The following is a 21,602-nucleotide window of genomic DNA, read 5'->3' on the forward strand; positions in this document are numbered from 1 at the left end:
GGCTCGCTCCCACAGGAATACTTATTCCAAATGTGGGAGCGAGCCTGCTCGCGAAGGGGCCTTTAATCCAGGCCCAACTTCTTCAGCCGATAGCGCATTGACCGAAACGACAGACTCAACCGCTGCGCCGCCGCCGTGCGGTTCCAGCGGGTTTCCTCCAGCGCCTGCAAAATCAGCTTCCTCTCGACGCTCTCCAGATAATCCTCAAGATTGTCGATCTGCGTCAGATCGGCCATCGCCCCGTCCGCCGTGCAATTGCCTTCGCTCAAACGCAGATCCTGCGCTTCGATCGTGCGGTTTTCACACAGGGTGTGCGCGCGTTCGAGAACATTCTCCAGTTCGCGCACATTGCCCGGAAAGCGATAGTTCTTCAGCGCCTCCAGCGCTTGCGGATGCAGGCGTGCTTCGGGTTGTCCGGTGTCTTTGGCCAGGCGCTTGAGTACGTGCATGGCAAGCGCCTCAATGTCGTCGCGGCGTTCGCGCAGGGACGGCACACGCAGTTCGATGACGTTGAGCCGGTAATACAGATCCTGGCGGAAGCGTTCGGCCGAAACTTCGGCTTCAAGGTCTTTGTGCGTTGCGCAAAGGATGCGCACGTCCACCACCGTTTCCTGCTGGCCGCCGACGCTGCGCACGGCTTTTTCCTGAATCGCCCGCAGCAGTTTCACTTGCATCGACAGTGGCAAATCGGCGACTTCATCGAGAAACAGAGTGCCGCCATGGGCCGCTTGAAACAGCCCCGGCTTGTCTTCGACGGCTCCAGTGAAACTGCCTTTGCGGTGGCCGAAAAATTCGCTTTCCATCAGTTCCGATGGAATTGCCCCGCAGTTCACCGGCACAAACGGCTGGCTGGCGCGCGGACCTTGTTCGTGGATCAGACGCGCGACCAGTTCTTTGCCGCTGCCGGATTCGCCGCTGATGTAGACCGGTGCCTGACTGCGTGCGAGCTTGTCGATCTGCTTGCGCAGATTGGCCATCGGCGGCGAGTCGCCCAGCAAGCGTCGCTCGATTGCCGTGCTCAAGCCGCCCGCTGTCGGCAGGCGCAGCGCCGAGCTGACCAGTTCGCGCAAGCGCGGCAGTTCCACCGGTTTGGTGAGGAAGTCGAACGCCCCGGCCTTCAGCGCATTGATCGCAGTTTCCAGGCTGCCGTACGCCGTGATCATCGCCACCGGCAGGTGTGGAGCGCGTTGCTGAATGTGTTGCACCAGCTCCAGCCCGGTGCCGTCGGGCAGGCGCATGTCGGTCAGGCACAGGTCAAAGTGCTCGCGCTGCAACAGCGCCTGAGCTTCGCCCAGATTGCGTGCGCTGAAGGTCTCGAGTTTCATCCGTCCCAGGGTGATTTCCAGGAGCTCGCGGATATCCGGTTCGTCGTCGACGATTAGAATTTTTTGCCGTGGGCTTGTATTCAACTTTGTTTCCGTCCGTGAGCAAAGGTGATGCGAAAGCAGCCGCCGCCTTGGCGTGATTTGAAGTCTAGGCGTGCCTGGTTGCTTTCGCACAGCTCACGGGACAGATAAAGGCCAAGACCGGTGCCTTGGCTGCTCGTAGTGAAGAACGGCTCAAACAGATGCGCCTGTTCATCGGCTGACACGCCGGGGCCGTTGTCCTGCACTTCGAGCACTGCCAATTGGCTGTCGGGGTCGACGAACAGTGCCAGCCATACTTCGGCCTGCTCGTGCAGTTGGGCACTGTGACGCCAGGCGTTGCGGATCAGATTGTCGAGAATCTGCCGCAGCTGGTTGGGGTCCATCAGTGTGGTGAAATCGCCGGAATTGATTCGCAGATGAATGTGCTGGCGCTCGTTGGCCTGCTCGCGGGTTTCGCCGACGAAATCTTCCAGCCACGGCTTGAGGTCCAGCCGTTGCGGCGCGCTTTGCTGGCGGCGGGACAGTTGCAGGACGTTTTCGATGACTCGGTTCATGCGCTGGGAGTGGTCTTGAATAATCTGCGTCAGACGTCGATCTGCGCTATCGAGTTCCTCGGACTCGGCCAACAGCTGCGCGGCATGACTGATCGCGCCCAGTGGATTGCGAATTTCATGGGAGATGCCGGCGGTCAAACGCCCGAGCGCAGCGAGCTTGAGTTGCTGGGCTTGTTGGGTGATTTGCGCCAGGTCTTCGAGAAACACCAGCGTCTGCTGGTTCGGACTCTGCTCGAGAGCGATGAAGCTGGGTTGCAGCTCAAGGCCATTGCCGGGGATTTTCAGGCTCTGCGGGCGCAAGGTCGGGTTGTTGCGCCACAGTTGCAGACGCTCGACGAGTGCTGGCGAATATTCGTCGATCAAATGACCTTGCAGGTGACTATGGCCGAGCAGACTCTGCGCACTGTGATTGGCCAGTTGCACCCGGCGTTGCTCGTCGAGCACCAGAATCCCCGTGCGCATGCGTTGCAGGATCAACGCATTCAACGCCTCCAGGCTGACCACCTCGCTGGCGCGCTGTTCGGCCAGGGTCTCGCTGACTTCGAGGCGGCGGATCAGCCCTTGCACCAGCAGTGAGGCGGCGAAGCACAGCGCGCCGAGGGTGCCGGCTTGCAGGTACGCGTTGGCGCTCAAGGGGCGGCTGAGACCCAGCAGAAAGCTCAGGCCGACAATGCCGATCGCCGCAATGGCGGCAATCAGCAGGCCGATGCGTCGGCGCAGCAGGGTGTTGCTGATTGCCACCGAGACCACCAGCAGATTGCCCAGCGCACTGGCCACGCCGCCGGCCGCGTAGAACAGGCCGCACAACAGCAGCACATCGACAAGCGCCAGGGTGAACAACTGCGCCGGGCGCCGGGTGTTTTCGAGGAACACCACCAGCAGCATGTTGATGATCAGGTACAGCCAGCTGCCGCCGCGCAGCAGATCGTCGTTGGCCGACGTCAGCAGGCGGTTGTCCATGTTGCTGGAGATCAGCAGCACCAGAGTGATGCCGACACTTAAACGGTACAGGTGATAAAGGCGCAGCAGACGCTGCGCCTGTTTCTGGTCGGCGTTGGCGGCCTCAGCGACCACTGGCGCCCGGGCCTTGCTCGAGATGAGCCTGGCTGCAATACCACAGTTGCTGGTTGCCCAGCGCGCGGTCGCGCGGCAGGTGCACGCCGCAGTGGGCGCAGCGCACCATCGGCGGCGCATCCTGTTCGCGCGGCGATCGGGTGGACGAGGCGGGGGCCTTGAATTTGCGCCAGAGCCAGATGGCGGCGAAGATCAGGGCAATCCAGAACAATAAACGAAGCATGATGAGCGGCTTTTCGACTGATGATCCGGCAGTTTAGCCAAGGACCCGATCAGCGCACAGCCTATTAAAGTGCGGCAATAAAAAAGGGAGATCCGCAGATCTCCCTTTTTTCGTACAGCCGGTGTGATCAGTCGAACACGCCGAAGGTCATGTAGCTGAACCACGAGCGATCGGTGTCGCTGGATTCCGGCTCTGGCTCTTCGATCACGTCGCCGTTTTCGTCCTTAGGCTTGAGCTCGTTCGGGATTGCATCTTTCGCGTCCTGGAACTGCTTCTGCACATCCTGGTTGGCGCGGGTTTCGCCCGGCGGCAGCGGTGGACGCGATTCGATCAGGCCCAAAGTCGCCTTGCTCAGGAACGAACGGTTGTCGGCCTCGGCTACGCGTGGCACGAACTGGCCATCTTCCAGGCTCGGGTGATCCGGGTAGTTGAGCTTAAGGGTTTCCAGGCTGGTCGCGGCCAGATCGTCGAGATGCAGACGCTGGTAAGCCTCGGTCATCACCGCCAGGCCGTCGCCGACCGATGGGGTTTCCTGGAAGTTCTCCACGACATACTTGCCACGGTTGGCAGCGGCTACATAAGCCTGACGGGTCAGGTAGTAGTCGGCGACGTGGATTTCGTAGGCGGCCAACAGGTTGCGCAGATAGATCATGCGCTGCTTGGCGTCCGGCGCGTAGCGGCTGTTCGGGTAGCGGCTGGTCAGCTGCGCGAACTCGTTGTACGAGTCACGGGCGGCGCCCGGGTCACGCTTGGTCATGTCCAGCGGCAGGAAGCGCGCCAGCAGGCCGACGTCCTGGTCGAACGAGGTCAGACCCTTGAGGTAGTACGCGTAATCCACGTTCGGATGCTGCGGATGCAAACGAATGAAACGCTCGGCGGCAGACTTCGCAGCTTCCGGCTCGGCGTTCTTGTAGTTGGCGTAGATCAACTCCAGCTGAGCCTGATCGGCGTAGCGACCGAACGGATAACGCGACTCCAGAGCCTTCAGCTTGGCTGTGGCGCTGGTGTAGCTGTTGTTGTCCAGATCAGTCTGAGCCTGCTGATACAGCTCGGCTTCGCTGAGGTTTTCGTCTACGACTTCCTTCGATGAGCAAGCAGCGGTCAATGCGAGGATGGCGATCAGCAGCAGGTGTTTCACTTGCATGGCGGCTTGCGTCCCTATGACGGCCGCTGTCTTGGGCGGGGCCGTCCTGTTATGATGAGCGCCCCGTTGAAAAGCCTCGGGGCAAAAGACGCCGTATTTAACCACAAGCGCGCAGCCGAAACCAAAGGCTGTGCCGACGCCCAGTCCGAGCATGTCCGATAAAATTGAACTTCGCGCAGAGGTGCCGTCCGAATTGGGCGGCCAACGCCTCGATCAAGTCGCCGCCCAACTCTTCGCTGAGCACTCACGCTCGCGCCTTTCCGCCTGGATCAAAGAAGGTCGCCTGACTGTGGACGGGGCGGTGATCCGCCCGCGCGACATTGTGCATGGCGGTGCCGTCCTTGAGCTGACTGCCGAGCAGGAAGCCCAGGGCGAGTGGATCGCCCAGGACATCGAGCTCGATATCGTCTATGAAGACGACGACATCCTGGTGATCAACAAGCCTGCGGGCCTGGTGGTGCACCCGGCTGCCGGTCATGCCGATGGCACCCTGCTCAACGCTTTGTTGCACCATGTGCCGGACATCATCAATGTCCCGCGCGCCGGCATCGTGCATCGTCTGGACAAGGACACCACCGGTCTGATGGTGGTGGCCAAGACCATTCAGGCGCAGACCAAGCTGGTCGCACAATTGCAGAGCCGCAGCGTCAGCCGTATCTACGAGTGCATCGTGATCGGCGTGGTCACCGCCGGTGGCAAGATCAATGCGCCGATCGGTCGTCACGGCCAGCAACGCCAGCGCATGGCAGTGATGGAAGGCGGCAAGCCTGCCGTCAGCCATTACCGCGTGCTCGAGCGTTTCCGTTCCCACACTCATGTGCGGGTGAAGCTGGAAACCGGTCGGACCCACCAGATCCGCGTGCACATGGCGCACATCAATTTCCCGTTGGTCGGCGATCCGGCCTACGGCGGGCGTTTCCGCATTCCGCCTGCGGCCAACCCGACCATGGTGGAATCGCTCAAGCACTTCCCGCGTCAGGCGCTGCACGCGCGCTTCCTTGAGCTCGATCACCCGACGAGCGGTGAGCGCATGAGCTGGGAATCGCCGCTGCCGGAAGATTTCGTCTGGCTGCTGACCCTGCTCAAGCAGGATCGCGAGGCCTTCGTCGGATGAACTGGCTGACGCCGGACTGGCCTGCGCCGGCCAGCGTCAGGGCCTGTGTCACCACCCGAGAGGGTGGTGTCAGCGAGGCGCCGTTCGACAGCCTGAATCTGGGTGATCACGTCGATGATCGCCCGCAAGCGGTGGCCGAAAATCGTCGCCGCTTGACCGAACACTTCTCCATACAGCCTGCCTGGTTGCAGCAAGTGCACGGGATCACCGTTGCGCATGCTGATCCGGGCATCGTTGCGACTGCAGATGCCAGCTGGACCGCAACGCCGGGTATTGCCTGTGCGGCGATGACGGCGGATTGCTTGCCGGCGTTGTTCTGCGATCGTGCGGGCACCCGTGTAGCAGCGGCCCATGCCGGTTGGCGTGGTCTGGCGGCGGGCGTGCTTGAGGCAACTCTCGACAGCCTCGATGTTGCGCCTGAAGAGATTTTGGTCTGGCTCGGCCCGGCGATTGGCCCAAAGGCTTTTGAGGTCGGTCCGGAAGTTCGCGAAGTATTCATCAATCAATTGCCTGAAGCGGCGACAGCCTTCTTGCCGAGCCACAATCCCGGCAAGTACATGGCCGACATCTATGAACTGGCGCGCCTGCGTCTGGCTGAACGGGGTGTCACGGCTGTTTATGGTGGCGGTTTCTGCACCGTGACCGATCCGCGCTTCTTTTCTTACCGCCGTGCGTCGCGCACCGGTCGTTTCGCCTCCCTTGTTTGGCTCACCCGCTAAACTCTCTGATCTGCATCAACTCTCCGACGCTTGAATCTCCCAGAATCGACCGCATCTACAGTGGTATCTGGCAGGTTTCTTTATTCAGGATGGTTTCTTAGGTCCGGCCTGCTCAAAAGGAAGGTGACCCATGCGTATTGACCGTTTAACCAGCAAATTACAGTTGGCCCTGTCCGACGCCCAGTCGTTGGCGGTTGGCCACGATCATCCGGCCATCGAGCCGGCGCACTTGATGCAGGCCATGCTTGAACAGCAGGGCGGTTCGATCAAGCCGCTGCTGATGCAGGTAGGCTTCGACGTCAACAGCTTGCGTAAAGAGCTGACCAAAGAGCTCGATCAGCTACCGAAAATCCAGAACCCGACCGGCGACGTCAACATGTCGCAGGATCTGGCGCGCCTGCTCAATCAGGCCGACCGTCTGGCTCAGCAGAAGGGCGACCAGTTCATCTCCAGCGAACTGGTGCTGCTCGCCGCGATGGACGAGAACAGCAAGCTCGGCAAGTTGCTGCTCGGCCAAGGCGTGAGCAAAAAAGCCCTGGAGAACGCGATCAACAACCTGCGTGGTGGCGAAGCGGTAAATGACGCCAACCACGAAGAGTCGCGTCAGGCCTTGGACAAATACACCGTCGACCTGACCAAGCGCGCCGAAGACGGCAAGCTTGACCCGGTGATCGGCCGTGACGACGAGATCCGCCGCACCATTCAGGTTCTGCAACGCCGCACCAAGAACAACCCGGTGCTGATCGGTGAACCTGGCGTGGGTAAAACCGCGATCGCCGAAGGGCTGGCGCAGCGCATCATCAACGGCGAGGTGCCGGACGGCCTTAAAGGCAAGCGCCTGCTGTCGCTGGACATGGGCGCGCTGATCGCCGGCGCCAAGTATCGCGGCGAGTTCGAAGAGCGCCTGAAATCGTTGCTCAACGAACTGTCGAAGCAGGAAGGGCAGATCATTCTGTTCATCGACGAATTGCACACCATGGTCGGCGCCGGTAAAGGCGAAGGCTCGATGGACGCTGGCAACATGCTCAAGCCTGCGCTGGCTCGCGGCGAGTTGCACTGCGTCGGCGCGACCACGCTCAACGAGTATCGCCAATATATAGAGAAGGACGCGGCGCTCGAGCGGCGTTTCCAGAAAGTTCTGGTGGACGAGCCGAGCGAAGAAGACACCATCGCGATTCTGCGTGGCCTCAAGGAACGTTACGAGGTTCACCACAAGGTGGCGATCACCGACGGCGCGATCATCGCTGCGGCCAAGCTCAGCCATCGCTACATCACGGATCGGCAGTTGCCGGACAAGGCCATCGACTTGATCGATGAGGCCGCCAGCCGTATCCGCATGGAAATCGACTCCAAGCCGGAAGTGCTCGATCGTCTGGAGCGGCGCCTGATTCAGTTGAAGGTGGAATCCCAGGCGCTGAAGAAAGAAAGCGACGACGCGGCGAAGAAACGCCTGGAAAAACTCCAGGAAGAAATCGAGCGTCACGAACGTGAGTACTCGGATCTGGAAGAAATCTGGAACTCGGAAAAAGCCGAGGTGCAGGGTTCTGCGCAGATCCAGCAGAAGATCGAACAGTCGCGCCAGGAACTGGAAGCCGCACGCCGCAAAGGCGACCTGAATCGCATGGCGGAGTTGCAGTACGGGGTGATCCCCGATCTGGAGCGCAGCCTGCAAATGGTCGACCAGCACGGCAAGAGCGAAAACCAGTTGCTGCGCAGCAAGGTGACTGAAGAAGAGATTGCCGAAGTCGTGTCGAAGTGGACCGGCATCCCGGTGTCGAAGATGCTCGAAGGCGAGCGCGACAAGCTGATGAAAATGGAGAGCCTGTTGCACAAACGGGTCATCGGTCAGGAAGAAGCGGTCGTGGCTGTGGCCAACGCCGTGCGGCGTTCCCGCGCCGGGCTGTCCGACCCGAATCGTCCGAGCGGCTCGTTCATGTTCCTCGGCCCTACCGGTGTTGGTAAAACCGAGCTGTGCAAGGCCTTGGCCGAGTTCCTCTTCGATACCGAAGAGGCGATGGTGCGGATCGACATGTCCGAGTTCATGGAGAAACATTCCGTGGCTCGTCTGATCGGTGCGCCACCGGGCTACGTCGGCTACGAAGAGGGCGGTTATCTGACCGAAGCGGTGCGGCGCAAGCCGTACTCGGTGATCCTCATGGACGAAGTCGAGAAGGCGCACCCGGATGTGTTCAACATCCTTCTGCAAGTGCTTGAGGATGGCCGGCTGACCGACAGTCACGGGCGTACGGTGGACTTCCGCAACACGGTGATCGTGATGACCTCCAACCTCGGGTCGATGCAGATCCAGGAGCTGGTCGGTGATCGCGAGGCGCAGCGCGCTGCTGTGATGGACGCGCTGACGTCGCACTTCCGTCCGGAGTTCATCAACCGGGTCGACGAGGTGGTGATCTTCGAGCCGTTGGCGCGGGATCAGATCGCCGGGATTACCGAGATCCAGTTGGGTCGCCTGCGCAGCCGTCTGGCTGAGCGCGAGCTGAAGCTGGAGCTGAGCCCGGAAGCGATGGACAAGCTGATCGCCGTCGGTTACGACCCGGTGTATGGCGCACGTCCTTTGAAACGGGCGATCCAGCGCTGGATCGAAAACCCGCTGGCACAGTTGATCCTGTCGGGTCATTTCATGCCTGGCGACACCGCCACCGGCAAGGTTGAGAACGACGAAATCGTTTTCGGCTAAGCCTCAGCAGCAATGAAACCGGGAAGGCCTCGCATTGCGAGGCCTTTTTTTCGCCAGGCTGTTGAACTCAAAGGAAAAGGCTTGTAAAGTGCGCCCCGCAGTCAGTCACCGGCAGCGTTTCAACCCACCGGGTTGGAATCTGAAATAAGTTGCAAATCATTAACTTGAAAGCAAATTAGGGGGTTGACAGAGGTGTTCTAGGTTGTAGAATAGCGCGCCTCAGACACACGAACGCAGCGATGCGAACGGGTGGCGAGATGCAACAAAGCTTCACCGTTGTAAATTGAAATATGTAGTTCCGTGATAGCTCAGTCGGTAGAGCAAATGACTGTTAATCATTGGGTCCCAGGTTCGAGTCCTGGTCACGGAGCCAATTTCAAACCGGGGTATAGCGCAGTCCGGTAGCGCGCCTGCTTTGGGAGCAGGATGTCAGGAGTTCGAATCCCCTTACCCCGACCATATTTGGGTCGTTAGCTCAGTTGGTAGAGCAGTTGGCTTTTAACCAATTGGTCGTAGGTTCGAATCCCACACGACCCACCATTTTTGAAACCAGTTTGCGCTGGGATCGAATCTTAAGATCAGAGGCCAAAAGCGCTGATCGAAGAAGGCGATCTTTGAAAGGTCGCCTTTTTTTTACCGGGGTATAGCGCAGTCCGGTAGCGCGCCTGCTTTGGGAGCAGGATGTCAGGAGTTCGAATCCCCTTACCCCGACCATATTGAAAATCCTCGTATCGAAAGATACGGGGATTTTTTTTGCCTGCCGAAAGCTGAATCCCTTCAAGTCGTCATACAACCTGCCGATAGCCCGCTAACACGAGGGGACTGCCAACGCTTCGCCCCTTGATCTGGCCATTACAAGAATAAGGGCGTTCGTCATGTTGCTTCGTCAGTTGAATATTGCTCCCCGGGCTGCCCTGGGATTTGCCCTGATCGCGGTGTTGGTGGCCTTGCTCGGCGTGTTTGCGCTGGGGCAGATGTCGAGCATTCGCGACAGTGAGGTGGCGGTGGAGAACCGCTGGTTGCCGAGCATCCGTGGCGGCGACGAGATCCGCGAACTGATGCTGCGCATCCGCACCATCTCCCTGCGCATGGCGCTCGATCAGGATCCGGCCAATATCGCCACCTATCGCGGCCAGATGGACACCCGCGACAAGGAACTGAGCGAGAAGATCGCCGCCTACGACAAACTGGTCGACACTGCCGAAGGTCAGCAGCTGTATGACCAGTTCAAGAAAACCTTCGCCGCCTATCGCACCGGCATTGCCCAGTCGTTCACCCTCGCTGAGCAGGGCAAGCGTGACGAGCTGACCAAATTGCTCCTTGTGGACATGAAGACCGTGGTCGACGGCTCCGGCAAGCAACTCAACGATCTCGCCGATCTGTTCGCCCGCCAGGTCGCTGCCGAAAGCGAGAAGTCTGCCGCGCATTATGAAACCTCGCGCACCATCGTTACTCTTTTCATTGCCTTGGCAGCGCTGGCCACGGTGGCGCTGGCGATGTTGCTCACGCGCAGTATCGTGCGCCCGCTGAGCAGCGCCGTGGATGCCGCTGAAAGTGTCGCTAAGGGCGATCTAACCCGACCGATCGAAACCCATGGCAATGACGAAGTCAGCCGCTTGCTCAAGGCCTTGGCGACGATGCAACAGAACCTGCGCGAGACCCTGCAAGGTATCAGCGGCTCAGCCACACAACTGGCCACCGCCGCTGACGAACTGAGCGCCGTCACCGTCGACAGCACCCAAGGCCTGCAAGAGCAGAACAACGAAATCGAACAGGCCGCCACTGCGGTCAACGAGATGACCGCTGCGGTGGAGGAGGTCGCGCGCAACGCGGTGTCGACGTCCGATGCCACGCGCCAGTCCAGTCAATCGGCGCAATTGGGCCAGGAGCGCGTCAGCGAAACCGCCAGTGCGATCAACGCCCTGGCCAGTGATGTGCAAAACACCGGCGAGCTGGTGCAGTCGCTGGCCAATCAATCGCAAGACATCGGCAAGGTTCTGGACGTGATTCGCGCCATCGCCGAGCAGACCAATCTGCTGGCGCTCAACGCTGCCATCGAGGCAGCACGTGCGGGCGAAAGCGGTCGAGGTTTTGCGGTGGTAGCCGATGAGGTGCGGGCGCTGGCGTATCGCACCCAGCAATCGACGCAGGAAATCGAGCAGATGGTGCAAGGCATGCGCAGCGGTTCGAGCCAGGCGCTGGAGTCAATGCAGGCCAGCGCATCTCGTGCGGCGAGTACGCTGGTTCTCGCAGAGCGGGCAGGTGAGGCGTTGGTGACGATCACGGCGTCGGTGCACGAGATTCACGAGCGCAACCTGGTGATCGCCAGCGCTGCCGAGGAGCAGGCGCAGGTGGCGCGGGAAGTGGATCGCAATCTGGTGAACATTCGCGACCTGTCGGTGCGTTCGGCTGCGGGGGCTGATCAGACCAGCGCGTCGAGCCACGAACTGTCGCAACTGGCCAATGCGCTACAGGGCATGGTGCGGCGCTTCCAGCTGTGATCGACAGCCAATAAAAAGCCCCGCGCGATGCGGGGCTTGGAATAAAGATCAAAGGTGGGAGCGAGCCTGCTCGCGAATGCGCCTGATCGTCGAGCAGCACGAAAACCTGTGGGAGCCGGGCTTGCCCGCGATAGCGGTGGGTCAGGCAACAGAAATATCAACTGACCCGGCGCCATCGCTGGCAAGCCAGCTCCCACAGATGTTGGCCTTAGTGCAGTTTCAGACGCGGCTCGGTGCCACGACCAATCTTGCTCCCCAGCATCAACATCGCCGTGCGGAACGGACCGTACAGCGCCATCTGGTGCATGCGGTACAGCGACACATAGAACATCCGCGCCAGCCAGCCTTCGAGCATGACGCTGCCGGTCAGGTTACCCATCAAGTTACCCACAGCAGAAAAACGCGACAGCGAAATCAGCGAGCCGTAGTCGGTGTACTTGTACTCCGGCAGGGTCTTGCCTTCGATGCGCAGTTTCAGCGACTTGGCCAGCAGCGACGCCTGTTGATGCGCCGCTTGTGCCCGTGGTGGGACGTTGCGATCAGTGCCCGGTTGCGGGCACGCCGCGCAGTCACCGAAGGCAAAGATGTTTTCGTCGCGCGTGGTTTGCAGAGTCGGCAGCACTTGCAGCTGATTGATGCGGTTGGTTTCCAGACCGTCGATGTCCTTGAGGAAACCCGGTGCGCGGATGCCGGCAGCCCAGACTTTCAGGCTGGCCTTGATCTCGTTGCCATCGGCGGTGATCAGGCTGTCCGCAGTCACTTCGCTGACTGCTGCGTTGGTCATCACATTGACCCCGAGCTTCTCCAGGGTCTTGTGCACCGGCCCGCTGATGCGCTCCGGCAGGGCAGGCAGCACCCGTGGGCCGGCTTCGATCAGCGTGATGTGCATGTTTTCCGGTTTGATCCGGTCCAGACCATACGCGGCCAATTCATGGGCGGCGTTGTGCAGCTCTGCCGCCAGTTCGACGCCAGTGGCGCCAGCGCCGACGATGGCCACACTGATCTGCTCGACCACGTCGGTCTGCCCGGCGTGGGCGCGCAGATAATGGTTGAGCAATTGCTGGTGGAAGCGCTCAGCCTGTTTGCGCGTATCAAGGAACAGACAATGCTGCGCCGCGCCCTGGGTACCGAAATCGTTGGTGGTGCTGCCGACGCTGATCACCAGCGAGTCATAAGCCACTTCACGCGCCGGTACCAGCTCGACGCCGTTTTCGTCATAGGTCGCGGCCAGCTGGATTTTCTTCTGCGCGCGATCGAGCCCGCTCATGCGCCCGAGCTGGAACTCGAAGTGGTTCCATTTCGCCTGGGCGACATAGTTGAGTTCGTCTTCGGAGGAGTTCAGGGAACCGGCGGCCACTTCGTGCAGCAGCGGCTTCCAGATGTGGGTCAGGTTCGCGTCGACCAGCATCACGCTGGCCGTGCCGCGCTTGCCCAGAGTCTTACCCAGGCGGGTAGCCAACTCCAGACCGCCGGCGCCGCCGCCGACAATGACAATACGATGGGACATAGGGATAACTCGCAAGGTTTTTAAAAGAAATCGGTGCGGTTACCCGAGGGAGCGCAAGGCAGCTCATAACGTCAGGTAACTGATAAATCGGCTCAACAGGCCCAGACCAATGGTCACTGCCAGCACCAGCACCAGGAGCATCCACGGCCGGAAAGGCCGGCGCTCGACACGGTGTTGGGACAATTGCAGGTACTCTTCGACATGCTTTTGGTCTTCGGGGTTCAGGCGGCTGGTCATATTTGCCTCGTCAGGTAGACGTTACTGAATGAGCACAGGCTACAGCGGTTTTCAGCCCGGATTGAACGCAGCGTAGCCGCTGTCCGGAACCGGTTCGACGCACACGCTATCGTCGAGGCGAATGATGCCGCTTTGTAACACCCGGGCGGTGATCCCGCCATGCCCGCGCACGGCTTGAAAAGTGCCCGGGCCGAGATTGTTCTGCAAGCGTGCACAGGGCTGACACCAGCCAGTGGTTTCGAGTATCGCCTGCCCGATGCGAAAGCGCCGCCCCTTCAGGCTAAATAAATTGATTCCGCTTATAACGAGATTGCGCCGCAGATCTTCAGGCCGGACTGGCTGGTCAGCGGGACGGCCCATCAATGCGTTGATTACCGCCAGGTGCTCCCACTGGATCAGCGTCACCTGTCGCGCATTGCGAATGCCCGGGCGGGCGTGGTCGCCGGTGAGCCCGGCTTCCAGCCGCGCCTCGACCGCGTCCAGCTCAAGCATCGGCCCACGGGATTCTGGACGCACACCGATCCAGCGCACACGACCGGTTTGCGGAACCTCGGCGATCAACTGCTGCAGCGGCGTCACAGGCTGATGCCCACGTCGAACACAATGCTGCGGCCGAGGTTGCTGCGCAGAAAGTCCGGCGCGTCGGGATGAGCAAACAGCACCCTTGCGAATGTCGGGCCGACCAGCGACAGCGAGCGCCAGCCCTGACGCAGGTATTCGGTCGGTGGCGGGAAGTGACTGTTGAGATCCAGCACTTCGCGTTTGAGGCTGGCGAAGGCGATGATGTCCAGCTCACCCAGATCCATGCCGCGTTCCTTGTAGTTGTGCGCCTTCTTGCGCAGGGTCGGCGCCAGACGCAGGAGAAATTCATTGGCCGGGATGCGCTTGGGTTTGGCTTCGTGGCGCACCAGTTGGCTCAAGGAAAACGCGCTGCGCCGACGCTGCAATTCGTCGCGCCATTCATCATTGAGACGGCGGCCTTCATCGAGGACGAAAAAAACTTCGAAATTGGCATCGCGGAACAATACGTCCGGCGGCTCACCGGCCGGGGCGAATTCGTCGGCGCGGTAGGGGATGTTCAGACCTTGCAGCAGGCGCTGGCAGACCCAACGCTCACGCTCCCATTTGCGGGCATTGGACAGGAACGCATTGGCCTGCTCGGCCGCGATGGTCAGCAGGCGTAAATAATCTGAATCATCCATAAGCCCAAGCTTAGCGTCCAAATGCGACAAGCAGATAGCTTTGCATCGACTGGTGCACATACATCGGCGGTGTAGACTGCGACAAAGCGGTAAGCCCATGGAGAAGGTGAGGGAATCATGATCGGTGCCGAACTGCTGTCCTCGGCAAGCCTGACGCTCGGCTGGCTGATTTATCTGCCGGCGCTGCTCTGGGCGATCATGCGTGCGCCATGGGTCGAGCTGTTCAGCGACAGTCGCCGGCAGCACTTGCTGTTCGGCACGGTGTTCGCGCTGTTTCTGCTGTGGCTGGTGCGCAGGGATTTCGACACCGGCGTGTCTTATCACTTCATCGGCATGACGGCGGTGACGCTGCTGCTCGATTGGCCGCTGGCGATCGTCGGCGGGCTGGTTGCGCAGATGGGGCTGGTGCTGCTGGGGCGTCAGGACCTGGCTGCGGTGGGCGTCAATGGCGCGTTGCTGATTCTGCTGCCAGTGCTGATCACCGAATGCGTGGCAATCCTCGTGGAGCGTGCGCAGCCACGCAATCCGTTCGTTTACATCTTCTGTTCCGGTTTCTTCGCCGCTGCGTTGTCCGGCCTGTTGTGCCTGATCCTCAGCCTGACACTGCTGTGGTACGACGGCCTCTTCGCCATGCCGGAATGGCTGGAAGATTTCGTCGGCTACCTGTGGTTGCTGCTGTTCCCCGAGGCCTTTATCAACGGCATGGTCGTCAGCGCGTTGGTGGTGTTCTGCCCGGAATGGCTGGAGACCTTCAACCGCACCCGTTACCTTTCGGCGCCGTGGAAGGACGACGATCCGAAGTCTTGATCCACATCAAACCGGCCATGCCGCAGAGATTTCATGCTCGCGCAAATCCCTTCAGGAGCAGTGGCATGGGCGTTTACGAATGGGCGCGGCAGGAAACCCGGCAGAGTCTGGAACTGGCGCAGGAGGTGGGCTTTGACCCGGGCCTGAGTTTGCGCGCCCTGCTCAGCGCCGTGGTGCAGCAGAGCAAGGCAGTGCGCAATGCCGAAGACCTGGCCGACGAGTTGCGCTTTCTCGCGGAGAACCTCGACGACAGTCAGGACTACGGCTTTATGCGGCCCTGATCAGCGATCAGTGACGCGGATCGAAATCGCCGGAAAACAGCTCGTCTTCGGCATCCGGGGCGACCGGAATCTTGTGCTCTTCCGAGGCCCAGGCGCCGAGGTCGATCAGTTTGCAGCGGTCGGAGCAGAACGGACGGAATTTGTTCGCCGGGGTGAATTCGACGGGGGCGCCGCAGGTCGGGCATTCAACGGTTGGAATCTGGCTCATGCTTGGCCTCCGGATAAAGTCAGATAAAAGTGATGCAGACGCTCGACCTCGCTGTGCAGCCAGGCGAGGTCGCGGTCGTTGACGATCACATCGTCGGCACGGCTCACGCGGTCTTCACGGCTCGATTGCGCCTTGAGGATCGCCTGCACCTGCGCTTCGCTGGTCTGGTCACGCTGCAAGGTGCGTTCGATCTGCAGTGGTTGCGGCGCATCGATGACCAGAATGCGCTGGGTCATCGCGTATTGCCCGGATTCGATCAGCAACGGTGAAACCAGAATCGCGTAAGGCGATTTTGCCTGCGCCAGATGATGAGCGATTTCCTCGCCGATCAACGGATGCAGCAGCGCTTCGAGCCAACGTCGCTGTTCGGGCTCTTCAAAAATCAGTTTGCGCAGGGCGGCGCGGTCCAGCGTGCCATCGGACTGCAACACGCCGGAACCGAAATGCTCGGCGATTTTCGCCAGCGCCGGACGCCCCGGCTCGACTACCCAGCGCGCCGCATGATCAGCGTCCACCACGTGCACGCCGAGGTCAATGAAGTGCTGCGCCGCCGCGCTTTTGCCGCTGCCGATGCCGCCGGTCAGGCCGAGGATCCAGGGTTTTTCCACAGGGGTATTCATTTCAAACCGACAGACTGCCAATAGAAGTCGGTTATTTGACCACCCCAGAGCAAGGCAATCCAGCCGGCAATTGCCAGAAAGGGCCCGAAGGGGATCGGCGTCGAGGTTTCCTGGGCGCGCAGGCGCAGCATGACGACGCCCAAAATCGCCCCCACCAAGGATGACAACAGAATCGTCAGCGGCAGAATCTGCCAGCCACCCCAAGCGCCAAGCAAGGCCAACAGCTTGAAATCGCCATGACCGATGCCGTCCTTGCCAGTGAGCAGTTTGAACAGCCAGAACACCGACCAAAGCGCCAGATAACCCGCCACCGCGCCCCACAATGCATCTGGCAACGCCACGAACACGCCGAAGCTGTTGACGATCAGCCCCAGCCACAGCAGCGGCAGCACCAGCACATCGGGCAGCAGTTGATGTTCGCAGTCGATCAGACTCATCGCCAGCAAGCCCCACGTCAGCAAAATCAGCAAGCTCGCCGGCCAGCCGAAGCCCAGATGCCAGGCGATGAATGCCGAGAGCAGGCCGCAGGCCAGTTCGGTCAGCGGGTAACGTCTACTGATCGGCGCCGAACAGGCCGAGCAGCGCCCGCGCAGCAGCAGATAACTGAGCAGCGGAATGTTTTCCCACGGGCGGATCCGGTGTCCGCAATGCGGGCACGCGGAGTGCGGCAGCATCAGGTTGTAGGTCGGCACGGGCGTTTCGCTGGGCAGGCCGAGCACATCATGGGCCTGCTGCCGCCAGTCGCGCTCGAGCATTTTCGGCAAGCGCCAGACCACAACATTGAGGAAGCTGCCGACCACCAGCCCGAGCAGCAGCGCGCTGACCACGAAGGCCAGCGGATACACGGCAAACAGTTCGTCGATAGGCATGTCAGATCGCTGAGCCGAGTTGGAAGATCGGCAGGTACATGGCCACCACCAGACCACCGACGATGACCCCCAGCACCACCATGATGAACGGCTCCATCAGGCTGGTGAGGTTGTCGACCATGTTATCGACTTCCGCTTCATAAAAACCGGCGACCTTGTCGAGCATGTCATCCAGTGCCCCGGACTCCTCGCCGATGGCGGTCATCTGCACCGCCATGTTCGGAAACACACCGGTGCTGCGCATCGAGAAGTTGAGCTGCATGCCGGTCGAGACGTCCTGCCGAACCCGTAGCACCGCGCGCTTGAACACCACGTTGCCGGTGGCGCCCGCCACCGAATCCAGTGCTTCGACCAGCGGCACACCGGCGGCGAAAGTGGTCGACAGGGTGCGGGCAAAGCGTGCAACGGCGGACTTGTACATCAAGGTGCCCACCAGTGGCAGCTTCAGCAGCCAGGCATCGCGCCGGTCGCGCAGGGCCTGCGATGTCTTCAACGCGTGGCGAGTGCCGAAAAACGCTGCCACCAGTGCAAACAGAATCGCCCACCACCACTGCTGCATGAATTCCGACAGGCTGATGATCATCAGGGTGAAGCCCGGCAGTTCGGCGCCGAACCCGGAGAATACCGACTGAAACTGCGGCACCACCTTGACCAGCAGAATGCCGGTCACCACCGCCGCCACCAGCACCACGGCGGTGGGGTAGGTCATGGCCTTCTTGATCTTGGCCTTGAGCGCTTCGCTTTTTTCCTTATAGGTCGCCACTCGTTCGAGCAAGGTGTCGAGGGCACCGGACTGTTCGCCGGCGTCGACCAGGTTGCAGTACAACTCGTCGAAGTATTGCGGCTTCTTGCGCAGGGCCGTGGCGAAACTGTTACCGGCGGCAACTTCCTGTTTGACCTCATCGACCAGTTTGCGCATGGCCGGGTTTTCGAAGCCCTCGCCGATGATGTCGAAGGACTGCAACAGCGGTACACCGGCTTTCATCATCGTTGCCATCTGCCGGGTGAACAGGGCGATGTCCTGCGGTTTGATGCGTTTGCCCAAGCTCAGCAGGGAGGCGGATTTCTTGCGCACCTTGCCCGGGTTGATCCCTTGTTTGCGCAGCTGCGCCTTGATCAGTGCGGGGTTCTGCCCGCTCAACTCGCCGCTGACTTTACTGCCTTTGCGGTCGGTGCCTTCCCAGGCGTAAACGCTGACTTTCGCTGCCTTGACCGCCATGTTCAATCCTTGGTGACCCGGTTGATTTCCCCAAGGCTGGTGATGCCTTGCATCGCCTTGTGCAGCCCGGAAGTGCGCAGATCGGCGAAGCCGTCGCGGCGCATCTGGATGTCGATTTCCAGCGAATTGCCTTCGGCCATGATCAACCGTTGCAGGTCCGGTGTGTTCTTTACCACTTCATAAATCCCCACGCGTCCCTTGTAACCGCCGTTGCAGTGATCGCAACCGACCGGCTCGTAGATCGTGAAATGACCGATGCGTTCCTCGGGGAAGCCTTCCTTGAGCAAGGTTTCGTGCGGGATTTCCAGCGGTCGCTTGCAGTGCGCGCACAATTTGCGCGCCAGACGCTGGGCGATGATCAGGCTGACCGAGGTGGCAATGTTGAAACCGGGAATGCCCATGTTGTGCAGGCGCGTGAGGGTTTCCGCCGCGCTATTGGTGTGCAGGGTCGACAGCACCAGGTGGCCGGTCTGCGCGGCCTTGATCGCGATCTCGGCGGTTTCCAGATCGCGGATCTCGCCGACCATGATCACGTCCGGGTCCTGACGCAGAAACGAGCGCAGCGCCTGGGCAAAGTCCAGCCCTTGGCGGGGATTGACGTTGACCTGGTTGATGCCCTCCATGTTGATTTCCACCGGGTCTTCGGCGGTGGAAATATTGATGTCGACGGTGTTGAGGATATTCAGCCCGGTGTACAGCGACACGGTTTTACCGGAGCCGGTGGGGCCGGTGACCAGAATCATTCCTTGCGGCTGTTTCAGCGCAGCCAGGTACAAAGCCTTTTGCTCGGCTTCGTAACCCAAGGCGTCGATGCCCATTTGTGCACTGGACGGGTCGAGAATCCGGATCACCACTTTTTCGCCCCACAGGGTCGGCAAGGTGTTGACGCGAAAATCGATGGATTTGCTTTTCGACAGGCGCATTTTGATCCGCCCGTCCTGGGGTTTGCGTCGTTCGGAAATATCCAGACTGGCCATGACCTTCAAACGTGCGGCAATACGCCCGGCCAACTGGATCGGCGGCTTGGCCACCTCGCGCAGCATGCCGTCGGTGCGCATGCGCACCCGGTAGTTTTTTTCGTACGGCTCGAAGTGCAGGTCGGAAGAGCCACTCTTGATCGCATCGAGCAGCATCTTGTGCACGAAGCGCACGACCGGGGCGTCGTCGGCATCGAGGCCGCCGATCACGTCCTGTTTGTTGTCATCAATCGACTCGACGTCGAGGCCGTCGAGATCGACATCGGCCATTTCTTCCAGACCCGAGGCGTGGCTGTCGAAGAACTTGTCGATGGCGTCGCTGAGTTTGTTGTCCTCGACCAGAATCGCTTCGGTGCTCAGGCCGGTGCTGAACTGGATGTCGCTGATCGCCTGCTGATTGCTCGGGTCGGAAAGGCCCACGAACAATTTGTTGCCGCGCCGCCACAAGGGCAGGGCGCAATGCTGACGAACCAGTTTTTCACTGACCAGGCCCCTGGGCTGAGTCTCCTTGTCGAGGCAGCTGAGATCGAGCAGGGCCATGCCGAAATGTTCCGAGGCGATCTCGGCGATCTGCCGGCTGTTGACCAGTTTGTTGTGTACCAGGTAATTGACCAGCGACACGCGATTGCGCTGGGCCTGCGCCCAGGATTGCCGGGCGCTTGTTTCCGTGAGCAGTTCGGCCTGGACCAATTGCTTGGCCAGACCGCTCAGAGCGATGTCATTCATGGGGATTCCGCACGCTTGCCGTTCATGACTTATAGCCTAGTCAAGTGACAGCGCCAAACACGGCCGGTGCAGGTGACAAAAAGTGTCAGATAGTGCGGTTGCGGGTTGTAGGAAACGGCGCAGGGATTTGCGCGCGCCCAGCAGGCGGGGCCTGAAAGGCGTTGGCATGGGCTGTGCTGAGCCTTGTTCAGATCATGAGATTTCGACTCATGCATGGAGCGTGTCTATGAAAAAACAACAAGGTTTTACATTGATCGAGCTGCTGATCGTCGTGGCGATCATCGGCATTCTGGCGACTATCGCCCTGCCGCAGTATTCGAAGTATCAGGCGCGGTCGAAGGTGACGGCGGGGTTGGCGGAGATCAGCGCGATGAAGGTGCCGTTTGAAGACCTGATCAATCAGGGTACAAATCCAACCTTGGCGTTAGTGAAGGGCGATAACGTCACCACGACCTCCAATTGCGCTCTGACTGCCTCAGGTACCGCTGCAGACGGAGCTGGAACGATTGTATGTACGTTGGCCAACGCGCCAGCGCCTGTATTGGGCAAAACCATCACGTTGACTCGTACAGCTGCGGGTGGTTGGAGCTGTGGCACTACGGTAGCTCCTGACTATTCACCGAAAGGCTGTAACGCTACTGGTACTTGATCGATATGTACTCTCCGAAATGCCCCGCACTGCGGGGCATTTTCGTATGGTCACCTGTCTACAAAAGCTCCAATAATTTCAGCAGCTTATGAACTTTCCGAAAAACCGCAACTTGCATGCGAAATTGCGTTGAGTCATGCATTTTGCATGAAAACGAAAATCAGTGTTTTTCATAACCTACTGTTTTAAAAGGATTTTATGCGACTGAAAAAGTTGGCACAGCGTTCGCAATATCTCCGGTAACCCTGCTGACAAGCGTTACAGCAGACTTCCAGTAAAAACAGGAGTTACTCGTATGAAGAAGTTCGCTATCACTGCCGCTGCTACCGCTCTGACCCTGACCATGGCTGGTGGCGCTTTCGCCCAGTCCGCTCAGGCTACCCAGGCGCCAATGGTTCTGGCTGCCGGTGAAGTTACCGAAATGAAACAAGATACCAGCGACACCTGGATCACCACCAAGGTCAAAGCTGACCTGGTTACCGAAAAAGGCATTCCAGGCACCGACATCAAAGTCGAAACCAACAAGGGTGTAGTTTCCCTGTCGTCGACCACTGCGGTAACCGAGTCGCAGAAAGAAGTCGCCGTTGGCATTGCCAAGAAAATCAAAGGCGTTAAAGCGGTCTCCGCTGACGGCCTGAAAGCCGAGTAAGGCAAGACTTCTCGCCTGAACCGGGAGAAGACGCGACAGACGGGCCGAGTAATACGTCTGCCGCAACTTTAGAGTTCATGCGAACGGTCACACGGATGTGACCATTACAGGCCCCGGCACTTGTGTCGGGGCCTGTTCTATTTGGGCAATACCAATGTGGGAGCGAGCCTGCTCGCGAATGCGTAGTGTCAGCCGACAAGTTCGTCAGTGACAGACCGTATTCGCGAGCAGGCTCGCTCCCACAGGGTGAATTTCGTTCG

General features: G+C 60.1%; 21 protein-coding genes and 4 tRNA genes. 12 read left to right on the forward strand and 13 right to left on the reverse strand.

The features are described 5' to 3' along the window. Positions 1–62 precede the first annotated feature (62 nt). The 4 genes from QMX86_RS20660 to QMX86_RS20675 all read right to left on the reverse strand — a co-directional run bounded on the left by QMX86_RS20660 (position 63) and on the right by QMX86_RS20675 (position 4,362). Positions 63–1,409: a sigma-54 dependent transcriptional regulator gene (locus QMX86_RS20660; protein WP_217865194.1), complete on the reverse strand. Its 1,347-nt coding sequence runs from the start codon at positions 1,407–1,409 to the stop codon at positions 63–65. Continuing rightward, a complete protein-coding gene (locus QMX86_RS20665; RefSeq protein ID WP_282385174.1) occupies positions 1,406–2,995 on the reverse strand; it encodes an ATP-binding protein in 1,590 nt (529 codons plus the stop codon). The genes QMX86_RS20660 and QMX86_RS20665 overlap by 4 nt, the downstream gene beginning before the upstream one ends. Then, the gene (locus QMX86_RS20670; protein ID WP_016773138.1) at positions 2,985–3,218 is read right to left on the reverse strand and encodes a PP0621 family protein; all 234 of its coding nucleotides are present in this window, start codon (positions 3,216–3,218) and stop codon (positions 2,985–2,987) included. Before QMX86_RS20670 ends, QMX86_RS20665 begins: the two co-directional genes overlap by 11 nt. A 127-nt stretch (positions 3,219–3,345) precedes the next feature. After that, the gene (locus QMX86_RS20675) at positions 3,346–4,362 is read right to left on the reverse strand and encodes an outer membrane protein assembly factor BamD (RefSeq protein ID WP_056790462.1); all 1,017 of its coding nucleotides are present in this window, start codon (positions 4,360–4,362) and stop codon (positions 3,346–3,348) included. A 151-nt stretch (positions 4,363–4,513) separates the two neighbouring features. On the opposite strand from QMX86_RS20675, the gene rluD reads away from it, so the two are divergent. The 8 genes from rluD to QMX86_RS20715 all read left to right on the forward strand — a co-directional run bounded on the left by rluD (position 4,514) and on the right by QMX86_RS20715 (position 11,391). Beyond that, the gene (gene rluD / locus QMX86_RS20680) at positions 4,514–5,476 is read left to right on the forward strand and encodes a 23S rRNA pseudouridine(1911/1915/1917) synthase RluD (RefSeq protein ID WP_016773140.1); all 963 of its coding nucleotides are present in this window, start codon (positions 4,514–4,516) and stop codon (positions 5,474–5,476) included. Beyond that, positions 5,473–6,195 carry a peptidoglycan editing factor PgeF gene (pgeF, locus tag QMX86_RS20685; RefSeq protein WP_282385183.1) on the forward strand — a complete coding sequence of 241 codons (723 nt, stop codon included), beginning with the start codon at positions 5,473–5,475 and terminating at the stop codon, positions 6,193–6,195. The genes rluD and pgeF overlap by 4 nt, the downstream gene beginning before the upstream one ends. A 130-nt stretch (positions 6,196–6,325) precedes the next feature. Next, a complete protein-coding gene (clpB, locus tag QMX86_RS20690) occupies positions 6,326–8,890 on the forward strand; it encodes an ATP-dependent chaperone ClpB (protein WP_073475480.1) in 2,565 nt (854 codons plus the stop codon). 297 nt (positions 8,891–9,187) lie between these two features. Next, positions 9,188–9,263 (forward strand) — tRNA-Asn (locus QMX86_RS20695). Positions 9,264–9,272: 9 nt separating this feature from the next. Beyond that, positions 9,273–9,349 (forward strand) — tRNA-Pro (locus tag QMX86_RS20700). A gap of 5 nt (positions 9,350–9,354) precedes the next feature. Beyond that, positions 9,355–9,430 (forward strand) — tRNA-Lys (locus tag QMX86_RS20705). 97 nt (positions 9,431–9,527) lie between these two features. Further along, positions 9,528–9,604, forward strand: a tRNA-Pro gene (locus QMX86_RS20710). 161 nt (positions 9,605–9,765) lie between these two features. Then, on the forward strand, positions 9,766–11,391 hold the full coding sequence (locus QMX86_RS20715; RefSeq protein WP_071173634.1) for a methyl-accepting chemotaxis protein: 1,626 nt from the start codon (positions 9,766–9,768) through the stop codon (positions 11,389–11,391). A gap of 208 nt (positions 11,392–11,599) precedes the next feature. On the opposite strand, the gene QMX86_RS20720 is transcribed toward QMX86_RS20715, so the two are convergent. The 4 genes from QMX86_RS20720 to QMX86_RS20735 form a co-directional block, all read right to left on the reverse strand. After that, a complete protein-coding gene (locus tag QMX86_RS20720) occupies positions 11,600–12,898 on the reverse strand; it encodes an NAD(P)/FAD-dependent oxidoreductase (RefSeq protein ID WP_016773144.1) in 1,299 nt (432 codons plus the stop codon). Positions 12,899–12,961: 63 nt separating this feature from the next. Continuing rightward, entirely contained in the window at positions 12,962–13,135 is a 174-nt protein-coding gene (locus tag QMX86_RS20725; protein ID WP_007909875.1) for a DUF3094 domain-containing protein, read from the reverse strand. 51 nt (positions 13,136–13,186) lie between these two features. After that, positions 13,187–13,714, reverse strand: coding sequence for an MOSC domain-containing protein (locus tag QMX86_RS20730; RefSeq protein ID WP_024014346.1), 528 nt, complete (start codon positions 13,712–13,714; stop codon positions 13,187–13,189). Then, positions 13,711–14,337: a DUF1780 domain-containing protein gene (locus QMX86_RS20735; RefSeq protein WP_282385192.1), complete on the reverse strand. Its 627-nt coding sequence runs from the start codon at positions 14,335–14,337 to the stop codon at positions 13,711–13,713. The genes QMX86_RS20730 and QMX86_RS20735 overlap by 4 nt, the downstream gene beginning before the upstream one ends. Positions 14,338–14,454: 117 nt before the next feature. On the opposite strand from QMX86_RS20735, the gene QMX86_RS20740 reads away from it, so the two are divergent. Next, the gene (locus QMX86_RS20740; RefSeq protein WP_282385194.1) at positions 14,455–15,144 is read left to right on the forward strand and encodes an energy-coupling factor ABC transporter permease; all 690 of its coding nucleotides are present in this window, start codon (positions 14,455–14,457) and stop codon (positions 15,142–15,144) included. A 65-nt stretch (positions 15,145–15,209) separates the two neighbouring features. Next, positions 15,210–15,425, forward strand: a complete 216-nt coding sequence (locus QMX86_RS20745; protein WP_016773148.1) for a hypothetical protein — start codon at positions 15,210–15,212, stop codon at positions 15,423–15,425. Between the two features lie 7 nt (positions 15,426–15,432). Here the strand turns inward: QMX86_RS20745 and yacG are convergent, their stop codons facing one another. From yacG to pilB, 5 genes are read right to left on the reverse strand one after another with little or no spacing between them, the layout of a single operon-like run. Beyond that, on the reverse strand, positions 15,433–15,633 hold the full coding sequence (yacG, locus tag QMX86_RS20750) for a DNA gyrase inhibitor YacG (protein WP_016773149.1): 201 nt from the start codon (positions 15,631–15,633) through the stop codon (positions 15,433–15,435). Next, positions 15,630–16,253, reverse strand: coding sequence for a dephospho-CoA kinase (gene coaE / locus QMX86_RS20755; protein WP_110646726.1), 624 nt, complete (start codon positions 16,251–16,253; stop codon positions 15,630–15,632). Before coaE ends, yacG begins: the two co-directional genes overlap by 4 nt. Beyond that, positions 16,250–17,122: an A24 family peptidase gene (locus tag QMX86_RS20760; RefSeq protein WP_016773151.1), complete on the reverse strand. Its 873-nt coding sequence runs from the start codon at positions 17,120–17,122 to the stop codon at positions 16,250–16,252. The genes coaE and QMX86_RS20760 overlap by 4 nt, the downstream gene beginning before the upstream one ends. Position 17,123: 1 nt before the next feature. Further along, positions 17,124–18,341 carry a type II secretion system F family protein gene (locus QMX86_RS20765; RefSeq protein WP_024014342.1) on the reverse strand — a complete coding sequence of 406 codons (1,218 nt, stop codon included), beginning with the start codon at positions 18,339–18,341 and terminating at the stop codon, positions 17,124–17,126. Positions 18,342–18,343: 2 nt separating this feature from the next. After that, positions 18,344–20,044, reverse strand: a complete 1,701-nt coding sequence (gene pilB, locus QMX86_RS20770; protein WP_282385198.1) for a type IV-A pilus assembly ATPase PilB — start codon at positions 20,042–20,044, stop codon at positions 18,344–18,346. A 226-nt stretch (positions 20,045–20,270) separates the two neighbouring features. On the opposite strand from pilB, the gene QMX86_RS20775 reads away from it, so the two are divergent. Next, complete coding sequence (locus tag QMX86_RS20775; protein WP_282385200.1) at positions 20,271–20,693, forward strand: pilin; 423 nt, start codon at positions 20,271–20,273, stop codon at positions 20,691–20,693. A 295-nt stretch (positions 20,694–20,988) separates the two neighbouring features. Continuing rightward, a complete protein-coding gene (locus tag QMX86_RS20780; RefSeq protein ID WP_016773155.1) occupies positions 20,989–21,342 on the forward strand; it encodes a BON domain-containing protein in 354 nt (117 codons plus the stop codon). Positions 21,343–21,602: the final 260 nt, after the last annotated feature.

Origin of the sequence: Pseudomonas sp. PS01270 (assembly GCF_029959775.1) — a bacterium.
GTDB classification, from domain to species: Bacteria; Pseudomonadota; Gammaproteobacteria; order Pseudomonadales; family Pseudomonadaceae; genus Aquipseudomonas; species Aquipseudomonas atacamensis.